Origin of the sequence: Streptomyces sp. NPDC102278 (assembly GCF_044766345.1) — a bacterium.
GTDB lineage: Bacteria > Actinomycetota > Actinomycetes > Streptomycetales > Streptomycetaceae > Streptomyces.
Genome location: NZ_JBIWLV010000005.1, coordinates 446096 through 453156, shown reverse-complemented (window position 1 = coordinate 453156; position 7061 = coordinate 446096). Strand labels below are relative to the sequence as shown.

The window sequence follows — 7061 nt, the reverse complement described above, 5'->3', positions numbered from 1 at the left end:
TCAAAGGAACCTCATCCACCGAAATGGACGGGGTATCAACTTTTGGCGTTGATTTTTGGCACGCTGTTGAGTTCTCAAGGAACGGACGCTTCCTTTGTACTCACCCTCTCGGGCTTTCCTCCGGGCGCTTCCTTCGTTCTTGCGTTTCCGACTCTATCAGAGCCAGTCCCGCTTGTTTTCCGCCTTCCGGTTCTTCGCTTTCGCGTTTCCCTTTCCGGCGATTCCGACTCTATCAGAACCTTTCGGGCCTGACTCCCAGTCAGTGGGGTTTGCCTTCCGGGCTGTTGGGCCCTTCCGACTCCCAGAACCCTAGTGGACTTCCCAGGCGATTCATAATCGGCCTTCGGAAATTAATTCGGGCATGCCGAATTCGTTCCCGGTGGGAGATCGTGCTGAGTTGGGGTGCCGCAACGAGGCGGCGGGAGTTGTTGTCGCCAAAACCAGTTGACTCTGGGACAACTCGAAGAACCTTACGGATCCGCGAGGGGTGTGTCAACCCCTGGCTTGAAGGTCTTCGACACGGTCCAGGAGGCGGGTCAGCATGTCGCCCAGTACGCCGCGCTCCGCGGTGGAGAGGTCCTGGAGGAGGTCCTCCTCGAAGACCGTGGCCGCGCGCATCGCGTCGAGCCACTTGCTGCGGCCCTCGTCCGTGAGCTCCACGATCACGCGGACCCGGTTGGACTCGTCACGCTCGCGGGTGACCAGACCCTCCGACGTCATCCGGTCGATCCGGTGCGTCATCGCGGCCGGCGTGAGGCCCAGCTGCTTGGCCAGCTCGCTCGGGCCCATGCGGTACGGGGATCCGGAGATGACGAGGGCCTTGAGGACCTCCCACTCCGCGTTGCTGATGCCCAGGGCCGCGGTCTGGCGTCCGTACGCGACGTTCATGCGGCGGTTCAGCCGGCTCAGTGCCGAGACCACCTTCTCGACCTGGGGGTCGAGGTCCTGGAACTCGCGCTGATAGACGGCGATCTGCTCGTCGAGGCTCGGCTCGTGGACAGGCGTAGTGCCGTCGGTGTCACCCATGGCCCGAAGTATGGCACGAGCTCGTTGGCATCTAACTCCTTCGATGTGTAGAGTTAAGCTTCGAACTTTAGGGATGAAGTCTTCAGGCTTCAGCTATCAAGGTGGTGAAAGTGACCAAGGTGATGGGCGCTGCGATGCGGCGGATCCAGGCCGGGAACGCGTTGACCGCGTTCGGCATCGGCTTCACGGTTCCGTTCCTCTACATCTACGTGGCGCAGGTGCGGAATCTGGGCTCCATGGCCGCCACGAGCGCTTTCGTGGCCTTCGCGCTGGGCGCTCTCGTCGCGCTGCCCTTCACCGGTCGGATCATCGACCGACGTGGTCCCGTCCCGGTCGTCATGGGGGCGGCGGTGGCCGCGTCCCTCGGGGCGCTGTCCCTCGGGCTGTCCACCGGACTGGTGCCGATCCTGCTGTCGGCGCTGGCGCTGGGCGCCGGGCAGGCCGTGATGCAGCCGGCGCTGGCGACGATGATCGTGTGGTGCTCGACCCCGAGTACCCGCACGCGTGCCTTCGCGCTCCAGTTCTTCATGCAGAACCTCGGTCTCGGCATCGGTGGTCTCATCGGCGGCCAGATCGTGGATGTCGCGCACCCGGGCAGCTTCACCCTGCTGTTCGGTATCGAGGCGGTGATGTTCCTGGTGCTGGCGGGCGTCATCGCCACCGTGCGGATGCCGCACGCGCCGAGCATCAAGGACGCCGTGCCGCGGGACCCGTCGCAGGCGGGTGGTGGCTGGAAGCGGATGCTGCGGAACCAGGCGATGGTCAAGCTGCTGGTGCTGGGCTTCGTGGTCTTCTTCGCCTGTTACGGACAGTTCGAGTCGGGTCTGGCCGCCTTCGGTACCGAGGCCGCCGGGATCTCCCCGTCCACGCTCGGGTTCGCGCTCGCCGCCAATACCGGTGCGATCGTCGTGGCGCAGTTCGTCGTACTGAGGCTCGTCGAGAAGCGGCGGCGGTCTCGGGTGATCGCGCTGGTCGGTCTGATCTGGACCGGTGCCTGGCTCATCGCCGGGTTCTCGGGGCTGGGGCACGGCAGCGCCGTGATGGCCGCGGCCGCGTTCGTCACCACGTACGCGCTCTTCGGGATCGGTGAGGCCATGCTGTCGCCGACGCTCGCGCCGCTCGTCGCGGATCTCGCGCCGGAGGGTTCGGTGGGGCAGTACAACTCCGCGTTCGCGCTGGTCAAGCAGATGGCGTTGGCGTTGGGGCCGCTGGGCGTGCCGCTCGGGGCGGGTGTGCCGATGCTGTACATCGGGGTGTTCGTGGTGGTCTCGCTGGGGATCGCCTGGCTGGCGCTGCGGCTCGGGAAGCAGCTGACGCCGGCGCAGGACAACCCGTCGCTGCTGAAGGGCGCTCCGTCGGCGCCGGCGGCTCCGGTCGCCGTGGTGAAGGCCGCGGAGCCCGCTTCCGTGTAGATCACCTGATGACGATGCCCCCGGTCCTTCTTCGGACCGGGGGCATCGTCATGTCGTCCTACTGCTTGTCGGGCTGCTTGTCGGGGAGCGCGAACTCGCACCAGACGGCCTTGCCGCCGCCAGGGGTGCGGCGGGATCCCCAGTTCGAGGCGATGGTGGCGACGATGGAGATGCCGCGGCCGGTTTCATCGGCCGGTTCGGCGCGGCGGCGGCGCGGGAGGTGGTCGTCCCCGTCGGTGACCTCGATGATCAGGCGGCGGTCGGTGCGGCGCAGCCGGAGGTGCATGGGCGGGGTGCCGTGCTGGAGGGAGTTCGCGACGAGTTCGCTCGCGGCGAGCACGCCGAGGTCGCACAGTTCGACGGGGAAGCGCCAGGAGGCGAGGACGCCCTGGGCGAAGGCGCGGGCGCGCGGCGCGGCCTCGATGCCTCCGAGGAGTTCGAGGGCGGCGTTGTGGAAGAGCTCGGCGTCGGCTCCGGTGCGGGCGGGTTGCTGGAGGACCATCACGGCGACGTCGTCGTCGTGGTCGGCGTCCACGCCCAGTGCGCGCATCAGGCGGTCGCAGATGACGGACGGGGTGCCCTGGGCGCCGGCGAGGGCGCGTTCGAGGGCGGCGACGCCTTCGTCGATGTCCTCGCCTCGGCGTTCGACGAGGCCGTCGGTATAGAGGACGGCGGTGGAGCCGGGGCCCAGGGGGATGGTGCCGGAGGTGTGCAGCCAGCCGCCGGTGCCGAGTGGCGGGCCGGTGGGGTCGGCGGCGCGGCGTACGGTGCCGTGCTCGTCGCGGACCAGGATCGGGAGGTGGCCGGCGGAGGCGTACGCCAGCAGGCCCTCGTTGGGGTCGTGGACGGCGTAGACGCAGGTGGCGATCTGGCTGGCGTCGATCTCGGCGGCGAGACCGTCGAGGAGTTGGAGGACCTCGTGGGGCGGGAGGTCGAGGCGGGCGTACGCGCGGACGGCGGTGCGGAGCTGGCCCATGACGGCGGCGGCGCGGACGCCGCGGCCCATGACGTCACCGATGACGAGCGCGGTGCGGCCGGCGCCGAGGGTGATGACGTCGTACCAGTCGCCGCCGACGGCCGCCTCGGTACCGCCGGGCTGGTAGGTCGCGGCGACGCGGAGGTCGTCGGGCTGTTCCAGTTCCTGGGGCAGGAGGGAGCGCTGGAGGGTGACGGCGGCCTCGCGCTGGCGGCGCTCGCTGGCGCGCAGCCGTTCCGCGGCCTCGGCGTGGTCGGTGACGTCGGCGAGGTGGACCAGTACGCCGGTGTGGGGTTCCTGGCCGGGCGCGGTGTCGGTCTTGGGGAACTCGACGGGGGTGCAGGTGACCGTGTAGGAGTCGCCGCCGCCGGGCGCGGTGCGGTTCTTGGCGGTACGGGGCTTGCCGCTGCGCTGGACCTGGTCGAGGAGCGGGAGCAGGCCGAGGTCGCCGAGTTCGGGGAGGGCCTCGTGGGCGGGGGCGCCCGGGGTGCGGGGGCCGAAGCCGGCTGCGTAGGCGTCGTTGACGTACGCGACGCGGTGGTCGGGGCCGTGGACGAGGGCGACGAGCGCCGGGAGCAGCCCGAGGACGTCGCGGACGGAGAGTTCGTCGAGGGAGGGCGCGGCCGGGAGGGGGCCCGTGCCCGTTCCGGAGACGGTGGGCTCCGCGGGGGTGCCGTCGCCCGGGGGCGCCGGGGCGTGGGTGGCGGCGCCGCGGGCTGCCGGGACGGAGCCTTCACCCCGTTTGGCCTGGGCGGCGGCGTGTTCGGTCCGGGCGGCGGCGCGGCGCTGCGTTCCGGGGAACCGGGCGCTCCAGCGGGTGAAGTTCACTGCGTTCAAGCCTCGTGGTGTCGCAAGTGGTCGCTGTGTCTCCCCCAGCTGCCGCTGGGCGGTTCCCCCCAGGTCGATCGCCGGACGGTGTGCACTCGGTTGTCACTCTGTGCAGGCGTGGGCCCACCTATGGTCACACGTCCAGTGTGGCCGACCGGACTGACAACGTCAGCCCTGGCCGTCCTTCGGCGGTTGGGGCGCGGGTGGGGGTGGCGGGTCCTTCGGGCCGCCTCCCGCCGCGAGTTCGAATTCTGCTCTGGGGTGTTCGAGGGAGCCTAGGGAGACGATCTCGCGTTTGAACAGACCTGAGAGGGTCCATTCCGCAAGAACCCGCATCTTGCGGTTGAAGGTGGGGACGCGGCTGAGGTGGTAGGCGCGGTGCATCAGCCAGGCCGGGTAGCCCTTGAGCTTGCGGCCGTAGACGTGGGCGACGCCCTTGTGGAGGCCGAGGGACGCGACGGAGCCGGCGTACTTGTGCGCGTACTCGGTGAGGACCTCGTCGCGCAGGGCGGCGACGAGGTTGTCGGCGAGGGACCTGGCCTGGCGGACGGCGTGCTGCGCGTTGGGGGCGCATTCGCGGCCCGGTTCGGCGGCGGTGATGTCGGGGACGGCTGCCGCGTCGCCCGCCGCCCAGGCGTGTTCGACGCCTTCGACGGTGAGGAAGGCCGTGCAGGCGAGCCGGCCGCGTTCGTTCTTGGGCAGGTCGCAGGCGGCGAGGATCGGGTGGGGTTTGACGCCGGCGGTCCAGACGACGGTGCGGGTGGGGAAGCGGGCGCCGTCGCTGAGGACGGCCACGCGGTTCTCGCAGGATTCGAGGCGGGTTTCCAGGCGTACGTCGATGTTGCGTCGGCGCAGTTCACGGACGGTGTAGACGCCCATTTCGGGGCCGACTTCGGGGAGGATCCGGTCGCTGGCCTCGACCAGTACCCACTTCATGTCCTCGGGTTTGATGTTGTGGTAGTACCGGGCGGCGAACCGCGCCATGTCCTCCAGTTCGCCGAGGGCTTCGACGCCGGCGTATCCGCCGCCGACGAAGACGAAGGTGAGGGCGGCGTCTCGGATGGCGGGATCGCGGGTGGAGGAGGCGATGTCCATCTGTTCGATGACGTGGTTGCGCAGGCCGATGGCCTCTTCGACCGTCTTGAATCCGATGCCGTAGTCGGCGAGTCCCGGGACGGGGAGGGTGCGCGAGACCGATCCGGGTGCGAGGACGAGTTCGTCGTAGGCGATCTCGATGTCGCCGGCGCCCTCCTCGGCGGTGGCGAGGGTGGTGACGGTCGCGACGCGCTTGGCGTGGTCGATGCGCTGGGCCTGGCCGATGACGATGCGGCACTCGGTCAGGACGCGGCGCAGCGGTACGACGACGTGGCGGGGGGAGATGGATCCGGCGGCCGCTTCGGGGAGGAAGGGCTGGTAGGTCATGTAGGGCTCGGGGGTGATCACCGTGACCTCGGCTTCGCCCGATCTCAGCTTCCGCTGGAGTCGCAGCGCCGTGTACATGCCGACGTATCCGCCTCCGATGATGAGGATGCGCGTTCGGGGCGGGGTACCGGGGGCCGTGCCCCGCGTGTTAGCAGCCTTCACCACCCCATGACGCAACGTGGCCGGGAGTTTGTCCACAGGCCCGGCAGATTGTGTGACCGGAGAGAGTGCTGGGGCGGGTCTGTCAGGGGGTGTGGATCTGCGCGCAGGAGCGCAGGTCAGCGCGTGCGGAGGGAGTGATTCCGTAGGCTTGCGCCGGAAAAGTGGGGGTGAATGCTCCGATCGGGCGGTGCTCCGTCCGGGGCTGCCCCTTCTGAATTGACTCTGGCTCAACTATGTTCGTAACTCGTCGAGGAGTAGGACCAGGGCCCCATGACCGTGGCCCCCCTCGGCGTGAAGGCGGGGAGTGTCTCCGGGGGGAGACAAATGATTACCGGGGGAAACATATGCACATTTCCGATTTTCATGGCTCTGCGACCGCTCTGTCTGCTGACAGCGGCCGCGTGATGACAGGTGCCACCACGCACGGAATGGGTCGTTCCACTCCGCTGCGTGTCGATGCGCAGCGCAACCTCGAACACGTCCTGCGCGCCGCCCGCGAGGTATTCGGCGAGCTGGGCTACGGGGCTCCCATGGAGGACGTGGCGCGACGCGCCCGCGTCGGCGTCGGCACGGTGTACCGGCGCTTCCCGAGCAAGGACGTGCTGGTCCGGCGAATAGCCGAGGAAGAGACCGCCCGGCTGACCGACCAGGCGAAGTCCGCGCTGGGCCAGGAGGAGGAGCCGTGGCAGGCGCTCTCGCGCTTCCTGCGCACCTCCGTGGCCTCCGGCGCCGGACGGCTGCTGCCGCCGCAGGTGCTGCGGGTCGGCTCGGCCGACGAGGACGGGATCGAGGAGGCGGAGGCCGCCAGGGTTCCGCACCAGCGCCAGGCGGGCGGGGTCGGCGGGCCGGACCTGCGGGTCGTGGGCGCGCGGACGGCCGTCGAGGACGAGCTCTCGGACGACTCGGGGTCGGGTGCGCTGCTGGAGGTGGTCGGCCGACTGGTGGACCGCGCCCGGGAGGCGGGTGAACTGCGTGCCGACGTCACCGTGGCCGATGTGCTGCTGGTGATAGCGACCGCCGCGCCCGCCCTGCCGGACCCGGCGCAGCAGGCCGCGGCTTCGGCCCGGCTGCTGGAGATCCTGCTGGAGGGTCTGCGGTCGCGCACGGTCTGAGTCGTCGCTCGGGGGCCTGGTTCTGAGTCGTGGCTCAGGGGCGTGGTTCTGAGTCGCGATTCAGGACCGTGGCTCAGGACCGTGGTTCAAGGCCGTGCTTCAGGCCGTGGTGTGGTGATCGGC

At 69.6% G+C, this 7061-nt stretch carries 6 protein-coding genes; 3 read left to right on the top strand and 3 right to left on the bottom strand.

Features of this window, described 5'->3' with window-relative positions:
• Nucleotides 1-252: hypothetical protein (locus ACIRO3_RS16780; RefSeq protein WP_404137147.1), on the top strand; the 252-nt coding region annotated here is incomplete at its 5' end.
• A gap of 240 nt (nt 253-492) precedes the next feature.
• On the opposite strand, the gene ACIRO3_RS16775 is transcribed toward ACIRO3_RS16780, so the two are convergent.
• On the bottom strand, nt 493-1026 hold the full coding sequence (locus ACIRO3_RS16775; RefSeq protein ID WP_053676179.1) for a MarR family winged helix-turn-helix transcriptional regulator: 534 nt from the start codon (nt 1024-1026) through the stop codon (nt 493-495).
• Nucleotides 1027-1136: 110 nt separating this feature from the next.
• Between ACIRO3_RS16775 and ACIRO3_RS16770 the strand changes: the two genes are divergently transcribed.
• Nucleotides 1137-2438 (top strand): MFS transporter, encoded by a 1302-nt coding sequence (locus tag ACIRO3_RS16770; RefSeq protein ID WP_361974096.1) that lies wholly within the window; start codon nt 1137-1139, stop codon nt 2436-2438.
• A 58-nt stretch (nt 2439-2496) separates the two neighbouring features.
• Here ACIRO3_RS16770 and ACIRO3_RS16765 read toward each other — a convergent pair whose 3' ends face one another.
• Both ACIRO3_RS16765 and ACIRO3_RS16760 read right to left on the bottom strand, forming a co-directional pair.
• Nucleotides 2497-4242 (bottom strand): SpoIIE family protein phosphatase, encoded by a 1746-nt coding sequence (locus tag ACIRO3_RS16765; protein ID WP_404137174.1) that lies wholly within the window; start codon nt 4240-4242, stop codon nt 2497-2499.
• 168 nt (nt 4243-4410) lie between these two features.
• Nucleotides 4411-5829 carry an NAD(P)/FAD-dependent oxidoreductase gene (locus ACIRO3_RS16760; RefSeq protein WP_404137142.1) on the bottom strand — a complete coding sequence of 473 codons (1419 nt, stop codon included), beginning with the start codon at nt 5827-5829 and terminating at the stop codon, nt 4411-4413.
• Between the two features lie 341 nt (nt 5830-6170).
• Here ACIRO3_RS16760 and ACIRO3_RS16755 point away from each other — a divergent pair, with 341 nt between their 5' ends.
• Nucleotides 6171-6938 carry a helix-turn-helix domain-containing protein gene (locus ACIRO3_RS16755; RefSeq protein WP_361783830.1) on the top strand — a complete coding sequence of 256 codons (768 nt, stop codon included), beginning with the start codon at nt 6171-6173 and terminating at the stop codon, nt 6936-6938.
• Nucleotides 6939-7061: the final 123 nt, after the last annotated feature.